11 protein-coding genes are annotated in these 19951 nt (G+C 62.7%); 2 read left to right on the top strand and 9 right to left on the bottom strand.

Annotated elements, in window-relative coordinates:
* Positions 1 to 109 precede the first annotated feature (109 nt).
* The 6 genes from AC5P8C_RS04540 to AC5P8C_RS04515 all read right to left on the bottom strand — a co-directional run bounded on the left by AC5P8C_RS04540 (position 110) and on the right by AC5P8C_RS04515 (position 16791).
* Positions 110 to 2212 carry a M13 family metallopeptidase gene (locus AC5P8C_RS04540; protein ID WP_019660623.1) on the bottom strand — a complete coding sequence of 701 codons (2103 nt, stop codon included), beginning with the start codon at positions 2210 to 2212 and terminating at the stop codon, positions 110 to 112.
* 188 nt (positions 2213 to 2400) lie between these two features.
* Complete coding sequence (locus tag AC5P8C_RS04535) at positions 2401 to 5262, bottom strand: TonB-dependent receptor domain-containing protein (protein ID WP_019660622.1); 2862 nt, start codon at positions 5260 to 5262, stop codon at positions 2401 to 2403.
* 180 nt (positions 5263 to 5442) lie between these two features.
* Positions 5443 to 7476, bottom strand: a complete 2034-nt coding sequence (locus AC5P8C_RS04530; RefSeq protein ID WP_495218371.1) for an alpha/beta hydrolase family protein — start codon at positions 7474 to 7476, stop codon at positions 5443 to 5445.
* 169 nt (positions 7477 to 7645) lie between these two features.
* A complete protein-coding gene (locus tag AC5P8C_RS04525) occupies positions 7646 to 10453 on the bottom strand; it encodes a TonB-dependent receptor domain-containing protein (RefSeq protein WP_058981090.1) in 2808 nt (935 codons plus the stop codon).
* A gap of 381 nt (positions 10454 to 10834) precedes the next feature.
* Positions 10835 to 13642 carry a TonB-dependent receptor domain-containing protein gene (locus tag AC5P8C_RS04520; protein WP_019660619.1) on the bottom strand — a complete coding sequence of 936 codons (2808 nt, stop codon included), beginning with the start codon at positions 13640 to 13642 and terminating at the stop codon, positions 10835 to 10837.
* A gap of 353 nt (positions 13643 to 13995) precedes the next feature.
* Positions 13996 to 16791, bottom strand: coding sequence for a TonB-dependent receptor domain-containing protein (locus AC5P8C_RS04515; protein WP_019660618.1), 2796 nt, complete (start codon positions 16789 to 16791; stop codon positions 13996 to 13998).
* Positions 16792 to 17004: 213 nt separating this feature from the next.
* Between AC5P8C_RS04515 and apbC the strand changes: the two genes are divergently transcribed.
* Both apbC and dcd read left to right on the top strand, forming a co-directional pair.
* Positions 17005 to 17859, top strand: coding sequence for an iron-sulfur cluster carrier protein ApbC (apbC, locus tag AC5P8C_RS04510; protein WP_031270225.1), 855 nt, complete (start codon positions 17005 to 17007; stop codon positions 17857 to 17859).
* Positions 17860 to 17934: 75 nt separating this feature from the next.
* Positions 17935 to 18507: a dCTP deaminase gene (gene dcd / locus AC5P8C_RS04505; RefSeq protein ID WP_005410499.1), complete on the top strand. Its 573-nt coding sequence runs from the start codon at positions 17935 to 17937 to the stop codon at positions 18505 to 18507.
* Positions 18508 to 18602: 95 nt separating this feature from the next.
* Here dcd and AC5P8C_RS04500 read toward each other — a convergent pair whose 3' ends face one another.
* Genes AC5P8C_RS04500 through AC5P8C_RS04490 form a run of 3 tightly spaced genes read right to left on the bottom strand, consistent with a single transcriptional unit; the run spans position 18603 to position 19876 of the window.
* On the bottom strand, positions 18603 to 18770 hold the full coding sequence (locus AC5P8C_RS04500) for a LiaI-LiaF-like domain-containing protein (RefSeq protein ID WP_005410498.1): 168 nt from the start codon (positions 18768 to 18770) through the stop codon (positions 18603 to 18605).
* A 15-nt stretch (positions 18771 to 18785) separates the two neighbouring features.
* Positions 18786 to 19208 carry an HIT domain-containing protein gene (locus tag AC5P8C_RS04495; RefSeq protein ID WP_019660615.1) on the bottom strand — a complete coding sequence of 141 codons (423 nt, stop codon included), beginning with the start codon at positions 19206 to 19208 and terminating at the stop codon, positions 18786 to 18788.
* A complete protein-coding gene (locus tag AC5P8C_RS04490) occupies positions 19205 to 19876 on the bottom strand; it encodes a dienelactone hydrolase family protein (RefSeq protein WP_312545096.1) in 672 nt (223 codons plus the stop codon). The genes AC5P8C_RS04495 and AC5P8C_RS04490 overlap by 4 nt, the downstream gene beginning before the upstream one ends.
* Between the last annotated feature and the right edge of the window lie 75 nt (positions 19877 to 19951).

The following is a 19951-nucleotide window of genomic DNA, read 5'->3' as shown; positions in this document are numbered from 1 at the left end:
GCGCCGGGATCAGTAGATCCACGCCATGCGTGGATGAAAGACACCCCGGAAAAACAAAGGCCCGGGAATTCCCGGGCCTTTGCAGGTCTGCAACAGCGTCAGCCAGGACTTACCAGATCACCACCTGCTGCTCGCCGGTGCGGGCCATCGGCGAACCGGCCTTGCACTGGAACGCGGCCGCGAAGGTCGGCAGGTTCGACGGTGCACCCATGGCGCGGAACTGCGCCGGGGCGTGCGGGTCGGTCGCCAGGCGGACCTTGGCGTTCTCCGGGGTGTACTTGGTGCGCCACACGGTGGCCCAGTTGAAGAAGAAGCGCTGGTCGCGGGTGAAGCCGTCCACCTTCGGGTCTTCCTTGCCGGCGCTGGCCTTCTGCAGGGCATCGTAGGCGGTAGCCAGGCCGCCCAGGTCGGCGATGTTCTCACCCAGGGTCAGGTGGCCGTTCACCGCCTGGCCGTCGACCTTGTACTGGTCGAACTGCTTGACCAGCTTGCCGGTCAGGCCTTCGAAGTTCTTCTTGTCAGCGGCGGTCCACCAGTCTTCCATGTTGCCGGTCGGCCCGAAGCGCGCGCCCTGGTCGTCGTAACCATGGGTCATTTCGTGGCCGATCACCGCGCCGATGCCGCCGTAGTTCAATGCGTCGTCGGCCTTCGGGTCGAAGAACGGCGGCTGCAGGATGGCGGCCGGGAACACGATCTCGTTCTGCAGCGGGTTGTAGTAGGCATTGACCGTCTGCGGGGTCATGCCCCACTCGGTCTTGTCCACCGGCTTGCCGATCTTGGACAGGTTGAACTTGTAGTTGAACTCGTTGGCCGCGCGCACGTTGCCCAGGAAGCTGTCGCGCTGGGTCTGCAGGCCCGACCAGTCACGCCACTTGTCCGGGTAGCCGATCTTCGGGGTGAAGGTTTCCCACTTGGCGATGGCCTTGGCCTTGGTCTCCTCGCTCATCCAGCTCAAGCCCTGGATGCGTTCCTTCAGCGCGGCGGCCAGATTCTTCACCAGTTCTTCCATCTTCGCCTTGGCTTCCGGCGAGAAGGCAACCTTCACGTACAGCTGGCCGAAGGCTTCACCCGCATCGTTTTCAATGGTGCCCAGCACGCGCTTCCAGCGCGGCTTCTGTTCCTTCTGGCCGTTGAGGGTCTTGCCGTAGAACTCGTAGTTTTCCTGCACGAAGGCATCGGCCAGGTACGGCGAGGCGCTGTCCACGGTGTGGAAGCGCAGGTAGGCGCGCCACACCGACGGGTCGGTATCGCCCAGCGCCTTGCTCACTTCCTCATGGAAGGCCGGCATGGCCAGCGAGAACTTCTCCGGCGCGGCCACGCCCTGCGACTTGAAGAACTCGGTCCAGCTGAAGTTCGGGGTCAGCTTGTCGGCATCGGCCAGGGTGACCGGGTTGTAGTACAGCTCGACGTTGCGCGACAGCTCCACGCGCGACTTGGAGGCCTTGGCCAGGCGGGTCTCGAACTTGACCACGTCCTCGGCCTGCTTGGCGGCGTCGGCAGCGGCGACACCGGACAGCTCCAGCACCTTGGCGACGTGCGCCTGGTAGGCCTTCAGCTTGTCGGCATTCTTGGCGTCGGTGTAATAGGTGCTGTCCGGCAGGCCCAGGCCGCCCTGGCTGGCGTAGGCCATGTTCACGGCCGAGTTCTTGAAGTCGGCTTCGGCACCGAAGCCGAACAGGACGTTGTCGCCCCTGGCCGCGCTGGTGCGCAGGTAATCGGCGATGGCCGCCTTGTCCTGCAGGCCGTCGATGGCGGCCAGGTCGGCCTTCAGCGGCTCGATGCCCTGGGCATTGATCTTGGCCTCGTCCATGCCGGTGGCCCACAGGTCGCCGACGATCTTCTCGATGTGGTTCGGATTCTTGACCTGCGCCACCTGTTCGGCCAGCTGGTGCTGCACGGCCACCGAGCGCTCGTCGAGGATGGTGAACGCACCCCAGCTGGTGCGGTCGCCCGGAATTTCATTGGCGGCCAGCCACTTGCTGTTCACATAGTCGCCGAAGGCGCCGCAGGCGTCCTTGGTGGTATCCAGATCGCTGGGCTGGAAAGCGTTGTAGGCCGGCAGCTTGCTTTCGTCCAGCGTGTAGTTGGTGGCTTCGGCCGCGGCCGGCGTGGAGGCGGTGGCGTCCTTGGCCGGGGTTTCAGTCTTGCCGCAGCCGACCAGCGCGGCCGAAACGGCCAGGGTCAGCAGCACGATCTTGGGAGTACGGGTCACTTTGATGGCCTCCAGGCCGAGTGAGTCAGGGAAAGGCCGTGGGACGGCCGTGGGCCGAACGATACGCCGCCGGCCAGACCTGCAAGGGTGTCGAAGGTCATGGCCGGGTGCAAGGGGGCCGCTTGGTGGCCCGGAAAAGACAGACCCGGCAAAAGCCGGGTCTGTCGGGTGTTGCGGTCAGCGGTGGATCAGAACTTGTACTTCAGGCGCACGAACGGGGTGCGACCGTAGTAGTCGTACTGGGTGGCGAACGGGTGGGTGTTGCCGTAGCGCGAAGAGTAGACGCTGCTGGAGATCAGCGGCGGCTTGGCATCGAACACGTTGGAGACGCCCACCAGAATCTGCCAATCGGCCTGCTCGTAGCTCACCGAGGCGGTGTGATACCAGCGGCTGCCAGCGGTGATGTCGCGGTAGGAATTCGGACGGCCCTGATAGGTGAACGTCTCCAGCAGGTCCGGGTCCTTGGTCGACGCGATGTACTGGGTCATCCAGTTGTAGGTCCAGTCGCCACGCTCCAGGCTCAGGCCCAGGTTGCCGACCAGGTCCGGGCGACCGAAATCACCCAGCTGGTCCGACGAGGACAGGCCGCTGGCCGCTGCGCTGTCGAACAGCTCGGCGGTGTCTTCAACCGTGTAGGTGACCTGCGAGTCCAGCGAGAACTTGCCGAAGCTGAACTCGTGTTCCCAGTTCAGGGTCAGATCCCAGCCGCGGGTGCGCTGGCGGTTGATGTTCAGGTACTGCGCATACACCTCGGTGATCATGTTCGCGTTGGTACCCGAATTCGGATTACGACGCATCAGGTCGCAGTAGCGGTTCGGATAGGTGGTCGACTCGTAGCAGCCTTCCAGGATGGACGCTGCACTCAGCGCGGTGATCTGGTCGCTGACTTCGTAGTCGAAGTAGTCGATCGCAACGCTCAGGTCAGCAAATTCCGGGGTGAACACCAGGCCGATGCTGCGTGCACGCGAGGTTTCCGGCTTCAGGTCGCCGCCAGCGCCGCCACGAGTGAAGACGGTGGCGCTGCTGTTGCCTGCGGCGGTGTAGTCGCCCGGGATACCGGCAGCGGCGCAGTTGGCAGCAGCGTTGCTGTTGTTGCCTTCAGCCCAGCGGATGCAGGGATCGATCGCGGTCTGCGCCTGGAAGCCGGTCTGATTGCCAAGGTACAGCTCATACAGGCCCGGTGCACGGTAGGAGGTACCGATGGTGCCGCGCAGGCGCAGCGACGGGATGATCTGCCAGTTGACACCGAACTTCCACACCTTGTCCGAACCGGACACCGTGTCGTACTTGAAGACGCGGGCCGAGCCGTTCAGCGACAGCGACTCGATGCCCGGAACTCCCTTGAAGACCGGCACATCCAGTTCGACGAACGCTTCCTTCACCTTCTCGTCGCCCTTGGTGCGACCGGCGGTGGTCGAACCCCAGATGTCGGCAAAATCGGCACCCGGCTGGTCGTCGATCTTGTAGTTGCGGTACTCGACACCGACGGCGGAAGCCACGGCACCGGCCGGAAGATCGAACAGCTCACCGCTGAACACGGCGTTGACCGTGGTCTGATCGTAGGTGGTCTTGCCCTTGGCCCAGACGCCGAGGATCGAGACCAGCTCGTCGACCTTCGAGCCATTCAGATAGCCCGGGTCGAAGTAGTTCGCAGCTGCAGTGCCGGTACCCGGACGGCCGATGTCGCCGCTGATCGAGTTGCGGATGCCAAGGTTGCTGTACTTGCCACTGGAGTGGCTGTAGTTGGCATTGACTTCCCAGCCCCAGGTGCTGCTGCCGAAGCCGCCATCGAACTTGTTGGCGAAGTAGTAGTAATCAACTTCGGTCTCGGAAGCAGACTTGAACGGCAGCACCGGCTGAGCGCGGGTGGTGGTGCCGGGGATCAGCACTGTCGGGAAGAACTGGCGCCACGAGAAGTTGTCCGTGGTGCGGTTGTTGTAGAGGAACTGGGTCTTCCAGTTGAACGAATCAAAGCCGAAGTCAGTGGCAAAGTAGACCGTCTTGCGCTCTTGGCGGTTGATGATCTGGGCTTGGCCGTAAGCCTGGAAGTTGTACGGCTCCTGATACGTCGCCACGGGGTTGCCGTTGGCATAGGTCTGGTTGGCGCGCGGACGATAGCCCGGGAACGGGCCAACCGTGCTGCCATCGGTGCTCGGCACGTAACGGACGGAACCGACGTCGATGACGTTGTGCAGCATGTTCTGGCAGTTGGCCAGGTTGGTGCCGGCCAGGATGGAGCGGTCGACGCGGTCGATGCGGTTGCCCTTGTCGTCCCAGACGATATCTTCGGCGCACTTGAAGAAATCGCGGTCACCGCGGGTCAGTTCGTTCTGGCGGTACCATTCCACGGCGGCGACGATGCTGCCATTGTCGAAGTTCCAGCCGTTGGCCAGCGACGCCGAGAATACTTCACCGCCGCCTTCGGTCGGAACGCGACCGCTGACGGTCAGCTCGGGACGGTCGAAGTTCTTCTTGGTGATCAGATTGACCACGCCGGCGACGGCATCGGAGCCATAGATGGAGGACGAACCGTCCTTCACGATCTCGGCACGCTGCAGGACGGCGGTGGGCAGCACGTTCAGGTCGAACGCGCCGACCGCGCCGCGGGTACCGGCCGGGCCCGGACGCTGGCCATCAAGCAGGATAAGCGTGCGATTGGCACCCAGGCCGCGTAGCGAGAACGTCTGTACGCCGGTACCACCATTGGTGGTGAAGCCGCCGAACTGATTGGTGATCTGCGTTTCGGCGGCGCCGATCGCCGACTTCTGCAGGAATTCACTGACGCTGGTCTGGCCCTGGGCGGCATTGCGCTCGGTGTCGATGGTGAACACCGGCGAGGTGGTTTCATAGTCCGCGCGACGGATCAGGGAGCCGGTGACCGTAACCTTGTCAAGATCAGTGGCCTTCTTGTCAGACGTCGAAGCACTTGACGCCGCTGCTTCCTCGCGGGTGGATTCCTGGGCCAGCACCGGGGCTGCCTGCAGGCAGGCAATCACTGCCAGAGCGAGCGGCAGGCGGCTGGGCGTAATAAGGCGGTTGGTCTTGCGCATTGTGTCGGATCCCCACTTGTTATGCTTCGGTTAACGGAGTGTATGTACGGCGTAAAGTAAATGCAACATGAACATTACCCGTATGTAACGCGCTTTTGCTAATGGCGTATTCATGTACCGGTGGGGAGCTGGAGAGCTCCCCAGCTGCGTGGACGACGGCAGGGTGCCTCCCTGGGCGGCCTACAGGCCGCCTGGGCCGCAGTCCTTGGCCAGGAAGTCGGCCATCAGCGGCAGCGTGGCCCGGTAGTGGCTCGGGTACCACGGCATGCTGTGCGGCATGTCGGCGATCAACTCGAACTTCGCCGGAACCTTGCCCTGGACTGCGTTGTAGAACGATCGGGCGTGGAACGCCGGAGTACGTACGTCACGATCTCCGACGTAAAGCAGTACCGGGATGGTCGCCTTGGCCGTGTTCTGTATCGGGTCCATTCCCTTGACGGTCTGCCCCTGCAGGATGCGCTGCAGGCGGTTCTCGCTCCATGACATGCCGACTCTGCCGAGATCGGTGACGGGCGCTCCGGCAATGGCACACTGGAAAGGCGAGGGGCTGCGGACCGTGGCTGCAGCGGCTGCGAAGCCGCCATAGGAGTACCCGAAGATGGCCAGGCGGTCCTTTGCGGCGATGCCCTGCTGCACCAGCCACGCAGCCGCATCGTCATTGTCGTCCTGCATGGTCAGCCCCCACTGCCTGTCACCCGCGAGCCAGTGGTCGCGTCCAAAGCCGGTTGAGCCTCGATACTGGGGGCGGATGACAGCGTAGCCACGCGAGGTGAAGTAAGGCACCCAGCCAGATGCATCCCAGCCGGCATAGTCACGAGCCCATGGGCCACCGTGCGGGTGCACGAGCGCTGGAAGTGGTTCTCCCCCTTCCTTCCAGCCCGCAGGCAGATCAAGGATGGCGGGAATCTTTCGTCCGTCGCGGGCGGTATAGGTGACCCAGCGTTGCTGGCCGATCTGCCTGCCATCGATCCAGGGTCGCTCACTGCCCAGGGTGGTCACCTGTTTGCGGTCGCTGAGTATGTGATAGGTCGTCGGCGTGTCGGCACTGTTGGTGGTAAAGAGCACGCGGGAGAGATCGTCGTTGTAGCCGGTGATGGCGACGTACTTCCCCAGATAGGCCTGTTTGAGGCCGTCGAAGAGGGCCTTCATCTGCGGATCGACATAGATCGCTTCGCGCCGCGGCCCATCCACATAGAAGCCCAGAACCTGATTGAAGTTGCTGGGTTTGCTGCCGAGGATGAGGCCGCTGATCGGATACTGCGGGTGGGCGGCCAGCGGCTCCTTGTCGAAGGTCCGGGTTGCTGGGTCGTACAGGCGGGCCTGCACCTGCTCGGAAAATCTGTCGGTGAGGATGTAGAGCTTGCCGGTCTGGTCATCGATGCCCGCCACGTCCATCGTGTAGCGTTCGCTGAGCTTGGTTGTCAGCGCATCGTGCTTCTCGAACTTTCCGCTTGCCTTGTCCTTGATCAGGATCTGCTGTTCGTACTCGCTCGACCCGGCCGGTTCGATCTGGGTCCTTGTCAGGAGTTCGCCGCTGCGGGGATGGAACAACCCGGGCGTCGAGCGCGCGTCGCCACGGAAGAGCAGCTCGGTCTGTCCGGTCTTGAGATTGAACAGGTAGTAGCCTGCCGAGAACGTTGACTGATTGATCTGTGAAATGATGACCTTGTCAGGGTCCATTGGGAGCGAGTGAACCAGTGATGCAGTTCCCGCCAGTTCCAGGCAGCGTTGTGTCTGTTCGCTGATGCCAAGCTTGCGTGAATTGTCGGCGAATGCTTCGTCGAACTTGGTCTGGGAAGTGTCGGTCAGGTAAGCCTTCGATAGGAAAGTCTTGGTGTTTCCCACCGAGTTGCCTTCTCCACAACCGGCCAGCTGCGCGGTAAGTTCCTGGCGGCCGATGACAAGGCTGCGGCCGGCCTTCAATGCGCTGGCGGCGATGAACTTCATGCGGTCGCCGGAGGGCGTGATGGCCACCGGGCCTGCGCCGAGATTGTCCAGGTTCCAGTTGGCGAGCGCGGTGTCACCGTTGTTGCTTCCCGGGGCAGCGATGATCGCAACCAGCTGTTTGCCATCGGGGCTCATGGTGACCGATTGGATGGCGGGAATCTTGGCGAAGTCGTCGACCGGCAGCGGTGTAGCCAGCGCCTGGCCCACGGCCAGGCCCAGCAGCGTAGCAGCAGCGCCCACATGGGCGAAGAGGCGTGTGGCTTTCATGTACAGGGCATCCTTGGCAGTTTGACTGGAAGATGACCTGAAGATGAACGAGGGCGCCCGGTTCGTCAACTTGGCGTGAAATCTACAACTCTGGCCGGCCCTGGTTGCGTTCCAAAGCAGAAGGCCCCGCCGGAGCGGGGCCTTCTGCAGCACAAGTGGCGTCAGCGGATCAGCGGCCACCGAACTCGTACTTGGCCTGCACGTAGATGGCTCGCCCGTAGGCGTTGTACAGGTAATTGTTGTACGGCTGGCCACTGGTGCCGGCGAAGCTGAAGCGCTGGTTGTCCGGCATCCTGTTGAAGACGTTGTTGACCATCAGCGACAGGGTCAGGTTGTCCAGCGCGCGATAGTTCACGCTCAGGTTGTAGGTGGTGTAGGAGCCCCACTTGCCCGCCTTGTAGCCGGAGCTGTGCACATAGTCGTAGCCATTGCCCAGGTATGCCATGTAGTTCGGCGTCTTGCCGATGTAGTTGGCATACAGGGTAGTGGTCCACTTGTCCTTGGCCCAGCCGATCGAGCCGTCCGCGCGCACCTTTGCGTAAGAGTCGTACACCCACATCGCGTAGGGGTCACGCAGCAGGTCCAGGAACTCATCGCCCGGCTGCGGCTGCAGCTCGCGCTTGAGCATGTCGGTGTAGTTGCCCGAGAACTGCAACGAACCGAAGCGACCCATGTCGTGCACGTACTTGAAGCTGGCGGTCAAAGCTTCCAGGTTCTGGCGCGCAACATTCATCTTCGGGGTGTAGATCTCGTCCAGCACGCCGGATGCATCACGGGTGATCCAGTCGTTGACGTTCTGGCAGCTTGCAGAGGTGTTGTTGGCCTGGTCGTTACGGCAGTAGTACTCGGCCAGCAGCAACTGGTCCGAACTGAGCGTGTCGACCTCGTTCTTGATTTTCCAGTTGTAGTAGTCAACCGACAGCGAGAGGTTATTGATCGGAGCCCACACCACGCCCGCGTTCCAGACGTCGGCGGTGATAGGCTCCAGGTCCGGGTTGCCCGAACGCGTACCGAACACCGATACGCTGTCATACGGGCAGCCAGCGGTGTTGCTCGGGGCATACCCCAACTGGCCGCAACGGTAGTAGTCGGTGGAGCCGTTGGCATAGTAGCCACTGCGGCCCTGGAAGGCATCGGACAGGGTCGGCGCGCGGAAGGCCGTCCCGTACTTGCCACGGAACAGCAGGCTCTCGATCGGGCGGAACTCGATGCCGATGCTGTAGGTGGACTTGTCGACGGTGTTGCTGCCGATCTTGAAGGCGTCGTAGCGGCCGGATCCGGTCACGGTCAGCATGTCATGCAGCGGCAGGCGCAGTTCGCCTGTCACGGCGTAATTGCTGCGGTGGCCGGCGCCGGAGACCGCCGTGGTGCCCCAGACGCTGCCATCCATCAGGCCCGGATCGGGAGTGTAGTCCCAACCTTCGCTGCCACCCTCAACCACCACCGCCAGGCCGGCGTCGCCACCTGGCAGCTTGAACAGCGACCCGTTGGTGACCTGGGCCCGGGCCAGGTTCTGCCAGGTACGGCTCTGGCTGTAGCTGTAGCCGGTGAACGTCTGGAAATCACCTGCCGGCAGTGGCGCATAGAACGCTTCCCAGTTCGGGCTGTAGATGTTGTAGCCAGTGCTGGTGGTACCCAGCACCGGGCCCAGCACACGCTGCTCGAAGTAGTCGTTGATCGGATCGTTCCAGCGCACGAAGTTGCGCTCGGTCAGCTTGTACTCGCCACGGGTGAAGCTGACGCTGTAGTCCCAGTTGCCGGCCGTGCCGCGGCCGCCCAGTGTCACCTGGTAGGCCTTGTTGCGGTCGGTGTTCATGATGTCGCGGTAGCCGGCGCCGCCGATGTCTTCCGGGGCGAACACGCGCTGCAGGTTCATGTACTGGCCGCTGGCCTGGTCGTAGAAGCGACCCCAGCCGGACGAGGTGCCCCACCAGGTGTAGTTGGAGCCGGTCGCATACTTGACCTCTTCCAGGCTGTACAGCGCATCGCCAAACAGCTGCAGGTTGTCATTGAGGTCAAAGGTGGCAGAGCTGTAGATCTGTGCGCTTTCCTTGCCGTTCTTGATGGTCTTGTAGCCGGTGCCGTACACCGAGCCGCATGCCTGGCCGGTCGGGCGGGTGCCCAGTACGGTGGTACCGTCGAACTGGCCCGCCACGTTGGCGCAGAGGTTCGGGTCCATCATGGCGTAGCGGTTGTTGGCGGCCGGCAGCAGCACCAGGAAATCGTTGGAAACGTACTGCGGGCTGTAGCCGTCTGGATTGTTGACCTTGGTCAGGTCGCGCTGGTAACCCCAGATCGGGCTGGTCTTTTCGTACTGCACGTTGACCAGCGCGTGGAAGCGGTCATCGACGCCATTGAACCCGTGTGCGCCGCTCAGGCGGAAACTGTTGCCACCGCCTTCGCTGTAGGCGCCGCCACGGACGTTGAGAACGCCGCCGTCCATGCGTTCCTTGAGGATGATGTTGACCACGCCGGCAATCGCATCCGAGCCATACAGGGAGGACTGGCCACCCGGCAGGATCTCGATGCGCTCCACGATGTCGATGGGAATGCCGCTGATGTTGTTGAACGTATCGCCGCCGTTGTACAGCGCTGGATACGAAAGCATCGGGCGGCCATTGATGAGGTACTTGGTGTAGCCCGGGCTGAGGCCGAACATGCCGGCCGCTTCGGCGCCCTGGGTGAACGAGGCCGAGGTCTGGCCGCCCTGGAGGCCGCCCGTGGACAGTGAGGACTGCTGCAGTACGTCGGCCACACTGGTGAAGCCGCGGGTCTGGATGTCCTCGGCGGTGACGGTCAGGACCGGCGTGTGGTTCTCGATTTCGGTCTGTGGAATCAGCGAGCCGGTGACGGTGACGCGGTCAAGCTGGGTCGGTGCGTTGCCGCTTTGCGCCAGCGCGGTACCGGAGGCGAGCAGGGTGCCAAGCAGGGCGAGGGTCAGTGGGTGGCGCAGCGGCGTGGAGCGATGGCAAGACATGATGGATCCCCGTATGAGCGTTGTCGGCTGGCTGACGTCCTCCCTGACAGCTTTCATGATTTGTTCAGTTGCAATCCATTCAGCTGGACCGTAACACGGCGTTCACGTAGACAAAATAGTCCAGTCACAACAACAGGCTGGCTTTCTCTGAAAAAGTTCTTTTAAATCAGAAGCTAAGGCTGCTTGTTTGGGAATGTTTCAAAATGTTGCGCTGCGGAACGGTGTTGTTCACTTTTACATTCAATATATAAATCAATAGCTTACGTAATGACCGGCATGCTAATGAAATATTAACAAATGGTGAGGATGTGGATTCGTGCAACATTTGTTAAAAAAAGGCCCCGCCGAAGCGGGGCCGTTGGTCCAACAGACGTGTGCTGCTTACTTCCCGCCGAACTCGTACCTGGCCTGCACGTAGACGGCGCGGCCGTAAGGGTTGTAGATGCTGCTGTTATAGGGAGCGCCGACGTTGCCGGCGTAACTGTGTGCCTGACCGTCGGGCATCTTGTTGAACACGTTGTTGACCATCATCGATAGCGTCAGGTTGTCCATCGCCTGATAGTTCACGCTCAGGTTGTAGGTGGTGTATGAGCCCCACTTGCCGGCCTGGTAGCCGGACGGATGCACGTAGTCGTAGCCCTTGCCCAGGTACGCCATGCGGTTTGGCGTCTTGCCGATGTAGTTGAAGTACAACGTGGTAGTCCACTTGTCCTTCGCCCAGCCCACCGCACCGTCGGCACGCACCTTGGCGTACTGGTCGTAGTTCCACATCGCGTATGGGTCGCGCAGCAGGTCCAGATACTCATCGCCCGGTTGCGGCTGCAGCTCGCGCTTGATCATGTTGGTGTAGTTGCTGGAGAACTGCAGCGCGCCGAAGCGGCCGATGTCCTGCACGTACTTGAAGCTGGCCGTTACCGCCTGCAGGTTCTGGCTGGCGATGTTCATCTTGGGCGTGTAGATCTGTTCCAGCTTGCCGGCGCCATCGCGGGTGATCCAGTCGTTTACGTTCTGGCAACTGGCCGAGGTGTTGTTGGTCTGGCCATTACGGCAGTAGTACTCGGCCAGCAGCAACTGGTCGGAGCTGAGCGTATTGACCTCGTTCTTGATCTTCCAGTTGTAGTAGTCCACCGACACCGACAGGTTGTTGATCGGCGCCCACACGATGCCGGCATTCCAGACGTCGGCGGTGATCGCTTCCAGCTCCGGGTTGCCTGACTGCTCGCCGAACACCGATTCATTGGCATAGGGACAACCCACCGTGTCGCTGGGGTTGAAGCCGAGCTGTCCACAGCGGAAGTAGTCGATCGAACCATTGGCGTAGTACCCACTGCGCCCCTGGAACGCGTCGGACAGGCTGGGCGCGCGGAAGGCGGTGCCGTACTTGCCACGGAACAGCAGGCTTTCGATCGGGCGGAACTCGATACCGATGCTGTAGGTCGATTTGTCGACGGTCTTTTCGGCGATCCTGAACGCGTCGTAACGTCCGGAGGCGGTCACGGTCAGCGACTCCAGCAGCGGCATGCGCAGCTCGCTGGTCACCGCGTAGTTGCTGCGATGGCCGGCACCGGCCACCGAGGTTGTGCCCCACACGCTACCGTCCAGCAGGCGCTGGTCAGGGGTGTACGACCAGCCTTCGCTGCCGGCTTCGGCCACCACGGCCAGTCCGGCATCACCACCAGGCAGCTTGAACAGCGAACCGTTGGTGATCTGCGCGCGGCCCAGGTTCTGCCAGGTGCGGCTCTTGTTGTAGGTGAAGCCGGTGAAGGTCTGGAAATCACCGGCCGGCAGCGGCGAATAGAACGCGTTCCAATTGGGGCTGTAGATGTTGTAGCCGTCGTCGGTGATGCCCAGTACCGGGCCCAGCACGCGGTCTTCGAAGTAGCTGTCGATCTCGTTCGCCCAGCGCGCAAAGCTGCGCTCGGTCAGCTTGTACTCGCCTCGGCTGAAGCTGGCGCTGTAATCCCAGTTGCCGAAGTTGCCACGCCCTCCCAACGTGACCTGGTAGGCCTTGTTGCGATCAGTGCTCATCGTGTCACGGTAGCCGGCGGGACCGATGTCCTCCGGCGCGAACGCGCGCTGGAGGTTCATGTATTCGCCGCTGGCCTGGTCGACGAACGCACCGAAGCCGACATCACTGCCCCAGAACGCGTAGCCCGAACCGGCGTTGTACTGGACCTCCTCCAGGCTGTACAGCGCATCGGCGAACAGCTGGAAGTTGTCGTTGACATCAAAGGACATCGACGAATAGATCTGGCTGCTTTCCTTGCCGTTCTTCAGCGTCTTGTAGCCAGCGCTGAAGGGCGAGCCGCAAGATTCACCGACCGCGCGCGTGCCCAGTACGGTGGTGCCGCCGAACTGGCTGGCCACGTTGGCACAGCGGCTTGGATCCATCATCACGTAGGCGTTCTGCTGGTCCGGCAGGTAGACCAGGAAGTCGTTGGTCGGAACCTGTGGCGTGTAGCCACGGGTGTTGTTCTGCTTGGTCAGGTCGCGCTGGTAACCCCAGATCGGACTGCTCTTCTCGTACTGCACGTTGACCAGCGCATGGAAACGGTCATCGAAGGCGTTGAAGCCATGCGCGCCACTGACTCGGAAATCGTTGCCGCCACCCTCGGTGTAGGCGCCGCCGCGCACGTTCAGTACGCCGCCGTCCATGTGGTCCTTGAGGATGATGTTGACCACGCCGGCGATCGCGTCCGAGCCATACAGCGACGATTGGCCGCCCGGCAGAATCTCGATGCGCTCGACGATGTCGATGGGGATGCCGCTGAGATTGTTGAAGGTGTCGCTGCCGTTGTAGAGAGCGGGGTAGGACAGCATCGGCCGCCCGTTGATCAGGTACTTGGTGTAGCTCGGGCTGAGGCCGAACATGCCTGAGGCTTCGGCGCCCTGGGTGAACGAAGCTGAGGTCTGGCCGCCCTGCAGCCCGCCAGTGGTCAGCGAATTCTGCTGCAGTACTTCGGCCACGCTGGTGAAGCCGCGGGTCTGGATGTCCTCGGCGGTAACAGTCAGGACCGGCGTGTGGTTCTCGATCTGTGTCTGCGGGATCAGTGAGCCGGTGACGGTTACGCGTCCGAGATCGGTGGGCGTGTTTTCCTGGGCGAGCGCGATCGCGCTGCTGCCGGCCAGGATCAGGCCGCTGAGGACGGCGCGGGTGAGCGGGTGACGCGGGAAGCCATTACGAGACATGCGGTACTCCGTGTGGTCGTGAGAAACGCGTTTTCCCTTTCCTGGGAACTCATGGATGGTTCAGCAGCCTTCAAAACCAGAATGGCGGCGTTTTTCGAACGTAACACACGCTTAACCTGATTTGCGCGACTTTGTAATGTGTTGAGCTGGGGCTGGCCTTGAATAATATTTTTCTTTTAAAAAACAACTGGTTGCATTAATCAGTGGACTTTGCCGAATCTGGCTGAATGAATGATGAGTAAATAAATGCTGGCTGGCGGCGGAAGTCGCTGTTCCGCGCTGAATATCAATCCAAAAAAAAGGCCCCGCCGAAGCGGGGCCTGGTCCGGAATCAAACCCGGAAAACGACGGGATTACTTGCCGAAGTCGTACTTGGCCTGCACGTACACGGTGCGACCGTAGACGTTGTACAGGTAGTTGTTGAACGGCGTGCCGGAGGTGCCCTGGTAGCTGTGGGCCTGCTGTTCGGGCATCTTGTTGAACACGTTGTTGACCATCAGCGACAGGGTCAGGTCATCCTGCGCACGGTAGTTCACGCTCAGGTTGTAGGTGGTGTACGAACCCCACTTGCCTGCCTTGTAGCCCGATGCGGCGTGGGTGTACTCGTAGCCGTTCAGGCCTGCCAGGTAGTTCGGGGTGTGGCCGATGTAGTTCGCGTACAGCGTGGTGGTCCACTTGTCCAGCGACCAGGCCACCGACGCGTCGGAACGGACCTTGGCGTAGCTGTCGTAGTTCCACATCGACTTCGGGTTGCCCAGCAGGTCCTGGAAGTCCTCACCCGGCTGCGCCTGCACTTCACGCTTCAGCATGTTGGTGTAGTTGCCCGAGAACTGCAGCGAACCGAAGCGGCCGATGTCCTGCAGGTACTTGAAGCCGACGGTCACGGCCTGCAGGTTCTGGCGGGCCACGTTCATCTTCGGGGTGTACAGCGAGCTCAGGTTGCCGGCCGAATCGCGCACGACCCAGTCGGCCACGTTCTGGCAGGTGGCCGAGGAGCCATTCGGCAGGCCGTTGCGGCAGTAGTACTCGGCCAGCAGCAGCTGGTCGGTGCTGGCCGTATCGACTTCGTTCTCGATCTTCCAGTTGTAGTAGTCGGCCGAGATCGACAGGTTCGCCATCGGTGCCCAGACGATACCCGCGTTCCAGACGTCGGCGGTGATCGGCTCCAGGTCCGGGTTGCCGGCACGCTCGGAATAGACCGAGACGCTGTCGGCGTAGCGGCAGGCGTCGGTGTTGCCCGGGGTGTAGCCCAGCTCGCCGCAACGGTAGTAGTCGGTCGAGTTGGCAGCATAGTAGCCGCTGCGACCCTGGAAGGCGTCGGGCAGGGTCGGCGCGCGGAAGGCGGTGCCGTACTTGCCGCGGAACAGCAGGCTTTCGATCGGACGGAACTCCACGCCCACGCTGTAGGTGGCCTTGTCGACGGTGTTGTCGGCGATCTTGAAGGCGTCATAGCGACCGGAAGCGGTCACCGTCAGCGACTCCAGCAGCGGCATGCGCAGTTCGCTGGTCACCGCATAGTTGCTGCGGTGGCCGTTGCCGGCAACAGCCGACGAGCCCCACACGTCGCCGTCCAGCAGGCGCTGGTCGGGGCTGTAGTCCCAGCCTTCGCTGCCGCCTTCGACGACCACGGCCAGGCCCGCATCGCCACCCGGCAGCGAGAACAGCGAACCGTTGGTGACCTGCGCGCGAGCCAGGTTCTGCCAGGTGCGGCTGTGGTTGGTGGTGTAACCGGTGAAGCCAGCGAAATCTTCCGGCGAGATCGGCGAGTAGAACGCGCCCCAGTTGGTGTTGTAGATGCCGAAGCCATCCTTGGTGCCCAGCTGCGGGCCGAGCACCTTGTCGGCGAAGTAGCTGTTGATGGCATTGCCGAAGCGCTGGAACTTGCTTTCATCCAGGCGATATTCGCCGCGGGTGAAGCTCAGGCTGTAGTCCCAGTTGCCCACTGCGCCCTTGCCGCCCAGGGTGACCTGATAGGCACGGCTCTTGTCGTTGTTCAGGATGCTCTTGTAGCCTTCGCCGCCGATGTCTTCCGGAGCGAAGGCGCGCTGCAGGTTGACCAGCTTGCCTGACGCCTGGTCGTAGAAGCCGCCCATGGTGCTCTTGGTGCCCCACCACAGGTAGTTCGAGCCCGAGGTGTACTCGGTCTTTTCCTTGCTGTACAGCACGTCGGCGAACAGCTGGAAGTTGTCGTTCACGTCGAAGGTCATCGACGAATAGAACTGGCCGCTGTCCTTGCCGTTCTTCAGGGTCTTGTAACCGGCGCCGAACACCGAGCCGCAGGACTGGCCGGTCGGGCGGTTGGCCAGCACGGTGGTGCCGCCAAACTGGCCGGCGACATTGGCGCAGTTGCCCGGGTCCATCATGTACAGCGCATTGGTCTTGGCGTCGATGACGGCGAAGTCGTTCGACGGCAGCTGTGCGGTATAGCCGTGGGTGTTGTTCTGCTTGGTCAGGTCACGCTGGTAGCCCCAGATCGGGTTGCTGCTTTCGATCTGCACGTTGACCAGCGCATTGAAGCGGTCGTCCAGCGCCGAGAAGCCGTGCGCGCCACTGATGCGGAAGCTGCTGCCACCGCCTTCGGTGGAGGTGCCGCCACGCACGGACAGGCTGCCGCCTTCCATGTGGTCCTTCAGGATGATGTTGACCACGCCGGCGATCGCGTCCGAACCGTACAGGGAGGACTGGCCGCCCGGCAGGACTTCGATGCGCTCGACGATGTCGATCGGAATGCCGCTGATGTTGTTGAACGCGTCGCCGCCGTTGTACAGCGCCGGGTAGGACATCATCGGGCGGCCGTTGATCAGGTACTTGGTGTACCCCGGATTCAGGCCGAACATGCCAGCGGCTTCAGCGCCCTGGGTGAACGAGGCGGAGGTCTGGCCACCCTGGATGCCGCCGGTGGTCAGCGAAGACTGCTGCAGCACTTCGGCGACGCTGTTGAAGCCGCGCGACTGGATGGCTTCAGCGCTGATGGTCATGACCGGGGTCTGGGTCTCAACCTGGGTCTGCGGGATCAGCGAACCGGTGACGGTGATCTTGTCCAGGTTGGTGGCCTTGTCCTGGGCCATTGCCGGCGAGGCGGCGACCAGGGCGGAAATCAAGGCGACGGCGAGGGTGTTGCGACGTGCGGAATTGCGAAGGTCTTTCATGTAGTTCCGTTCAAAGAGCAAATACAAATACGGCACTGCGCATGCGCCATCGTGCGTGCAATGAAACAGCGACGCAGCCCAAAACCAGTGCTTAGCGAACGTAACATGAACTTAACAACCTGTGCACGAATCTGTAGCAATCCTGAATTTCAGTCAGCTTGTGTCCAGCTTGTATGATGTTGGGTTATTCCCCCTGACCCGCCGGTGCTCGTTGTGAACAGTTCTCCCCGCCGTCCCCATGCAAGCCAGGTCCAGAAGGGACTCACGCCGCATGCCCGCATCCGCAACGTGATCGCGGTTGGTTCGGGCAAGGGCGGCGTCGGCAAGTCGACCACCGCAGTCAATCTGGCCGTGGCGCTGCAGCAGCTCGGCGCACGCGTGGGCGTGCTTGACGCGGACATCTATGGGCCGAGCGTACCGGCCATGCTGGGCCTGTCCGGTCGTCCGGAAAGCCCTGACAACAAGAGCATCGAGCCGCTGCGCGCGTTCGGCGTGGACACCATGTCGATCGGCTACCTGATCGAAGAGGATACGCCGATGATCTGGCGTGGGCCGATGGCCACCTCGGCGATGACCCAGCTGTTCAATGACACGCTGTGGGATGACCTGGATTTCCTGCTGATCGACCTGCCGCCGGGCACCGGTGACATCCAGCTGACCCTGACCCAGAAGATTCCGCTGGCCGGTGCGGTGATCGTTACCACGCCGCAGGACATCGCCACGCTGGATGCGAAGAAGGCGCTGAAGATGTTCGAGAAGGTGGAGGTGCCGGTGCTGGGCATCGTCGAGAATATGGCAGTACATACCTGCAGCAGCTGCGGGCATGTCGAGCACCTGTTCGGCGAGGGCGGCGGCGAGCGCATGGCCGCGCAGTATGGTGTGCCGTTGCTGGGTTCGCTGCCGCTGCAGATCGGCATCCGCGAGCAGGGGGATGCTGGCACTCCGATCACCGTGGCGCAGCCCGATTCGGTGCCAGCCCAGGCCTACCGCCATGCCGCCCAGCGCCTGATCGAGGAAGTGGGCAAGCGCCCGCGTGCCTCCATTCCGATTCTCTCTTCGCTGCTGTAGGTGCCAGGGCAGGGCCGCCGGCGACGCCCGGCCCCCTGCTAGAATCCACGCGCCCCCTCGTACCCAGGACAAAGCATGAGCATCAAGAGTGACCGTTGGATCCGCCGCATGTCCGAGCAGCACGGCATGATCGAGCCGTTCGAGGCCGGGCAGGTCAAGCAGGCCAATGGCGAGCGCATCGTCAGCTACGGCACCTCCAGCTACGGGTACGACGTCCGTTGCTCGCGCGAGTTCAAGGTGTTCACCAACATCAACTCGACGATTGTCGATCCCAAGCATTTCGATTCGGGCAGCTTCGTCGACATCACGGCCGATGAGTGCATCATCCCGCCGAACAGCTTCGCCCTGGCGCGTACCGTGGAGTACTTCCGCATTCCGCGCGACACCCTGGTGGTGTGCCTGGGCAAGAGCACCTACGCGCGCTGCGGCATCATCGTCAACGTGACCCCGTTGGAACCGGAGTGGGAAGGCCACGTCACCCTGGAATTCAGCAACACCACGCCGCTGCCGGCCCGCATCTATGCCAACGAAGGCGTGGCGCAGATGCTGTTCTTCCAGGCCGCGGCCGATGACATCTGCGAGACGTCGTACCGCGATCGTGGCGGCAAGTACCAGGGCCAGACCGGCGTGACCCTGCCGCGGACCTGATCGCCCGCGTCATTGCATGACGAAAGCGCCGGGCCGTGCCCGGCGTTTTCGCGTGGTCCACGCGGTGCGTTCGCCGGGCACGACCCGGCGCTACGTCATTTGCCGCGACCGAACAGCATCGCAATGCCCACGCCCACCAGTGCCACCGGCCACCAGGTCAGCAGCAGCTTGGACAGGTTCAGGTGCGTCCAGCCCAGGTTGCTGGCGAGCATGAACAGGCCGATCAGGATCAGCAGGATGGCGGCAACGAGGTTGAATCGCATCGGGTCGGGCAAGGCTCAGGAACGGGCTGGATATCCTAGCCGTTCCTTCCAGTAGGCGACATGCTGGTCCAGCGCCGCAGGCTCGTAGCGGTGCGCCGGGCCGCTGCCCCAGACCGGGCCGGGCCAGGCCGGATCGCCGTCATGGCGGCCGATCACATGGAAGTGCAGCTGGCGCACGATGTTGCCCAGCGCGCCGATATTGATCTTCTCCACGCCGTCGTGGCCCTTCAGGGCCTTGCAGGCGCGGTTGAGCTCGGTGCGCAGCTTGTCCTGCTGCTCGCCGTCCAGCTCGATCCACTCGGTCACCCCGGCCAGGCGTGGTACCAGCACCAGCCAGGGGAATCGTTCGTCGTTCATCAGCCGCACTTGCGACAACGGTCCTTCCGCCACCAGCACGCTATCGGTGGCCAGGCGTGAATCGAGTTCGAATTCGCTCATCCAAGATGCTCCGAGAAGAAGTCCAGGGTGCGTTGCAGCGCCAGGGCGGCGCTGTCTGGATCATACGCATGTCCGACCTCGCGGTTGAAGGCGTGGTCGGCCGGATAGACGAAAGTGGCCATCTGCGGCAGCTTGTCGCGGTGGGCCTGGACGGCCTCCGGCGGGATGCTCCTGTCCTGGGTGCCGAAGTGGAAGATCACCGGCGCCTTGGGTGTCTCATCGAGGAACTGGACGTTGCGTGCGCCGTAGTAGCTGACCGACGGCAGCCCGAGCCGCAGCGCCGACAGCATCGCCACCGTGCCGCCCCAGCAGTAGCCGACGGTGCCGACCTTGCCGTAGGGGGCCAGCCGGGTGGCCGCCGCGCGGACCACTTCCAGCGCCTTCTCCATGCCCAGCGCGCTGACCCTTTCCAGGCCCTGCTTCACGCCGTCGGCGTCGTAGGGCAGGGCATCCGGGTCGGCATCGGGTCCATCGACCAGGTCGAAGAACGAAGGAGCCAGCACCGCATAGCCCTCGGCGGCGAAGCGCTCGGCCACGCCGCGGATGTGCGGGTTGGCACCAAAAATTTCCTGCACCACCACCAGCCCGCCTCGCGCGGTGCCCTCGGGGAGTGCCTGCCAGGCCCGTACCGTGCCGTGGTGCGTATCCAGGGTGATCCACTCGGCCATCGTCATCTACTCTCGTTGCAGGGACAGGACCGCATTGTCGGTGCTGCGCCGGTTAGCGCGGTGTCAGCGGCTGTG

The organism is Stenotrophomonas sp. YJH_SMC_46, from assembly GCF_059370315.1.
Note: the sequence above shows the minus strand (reverse complement) of the source record. Positions and strands in the feature narration are given on the sequence as shown.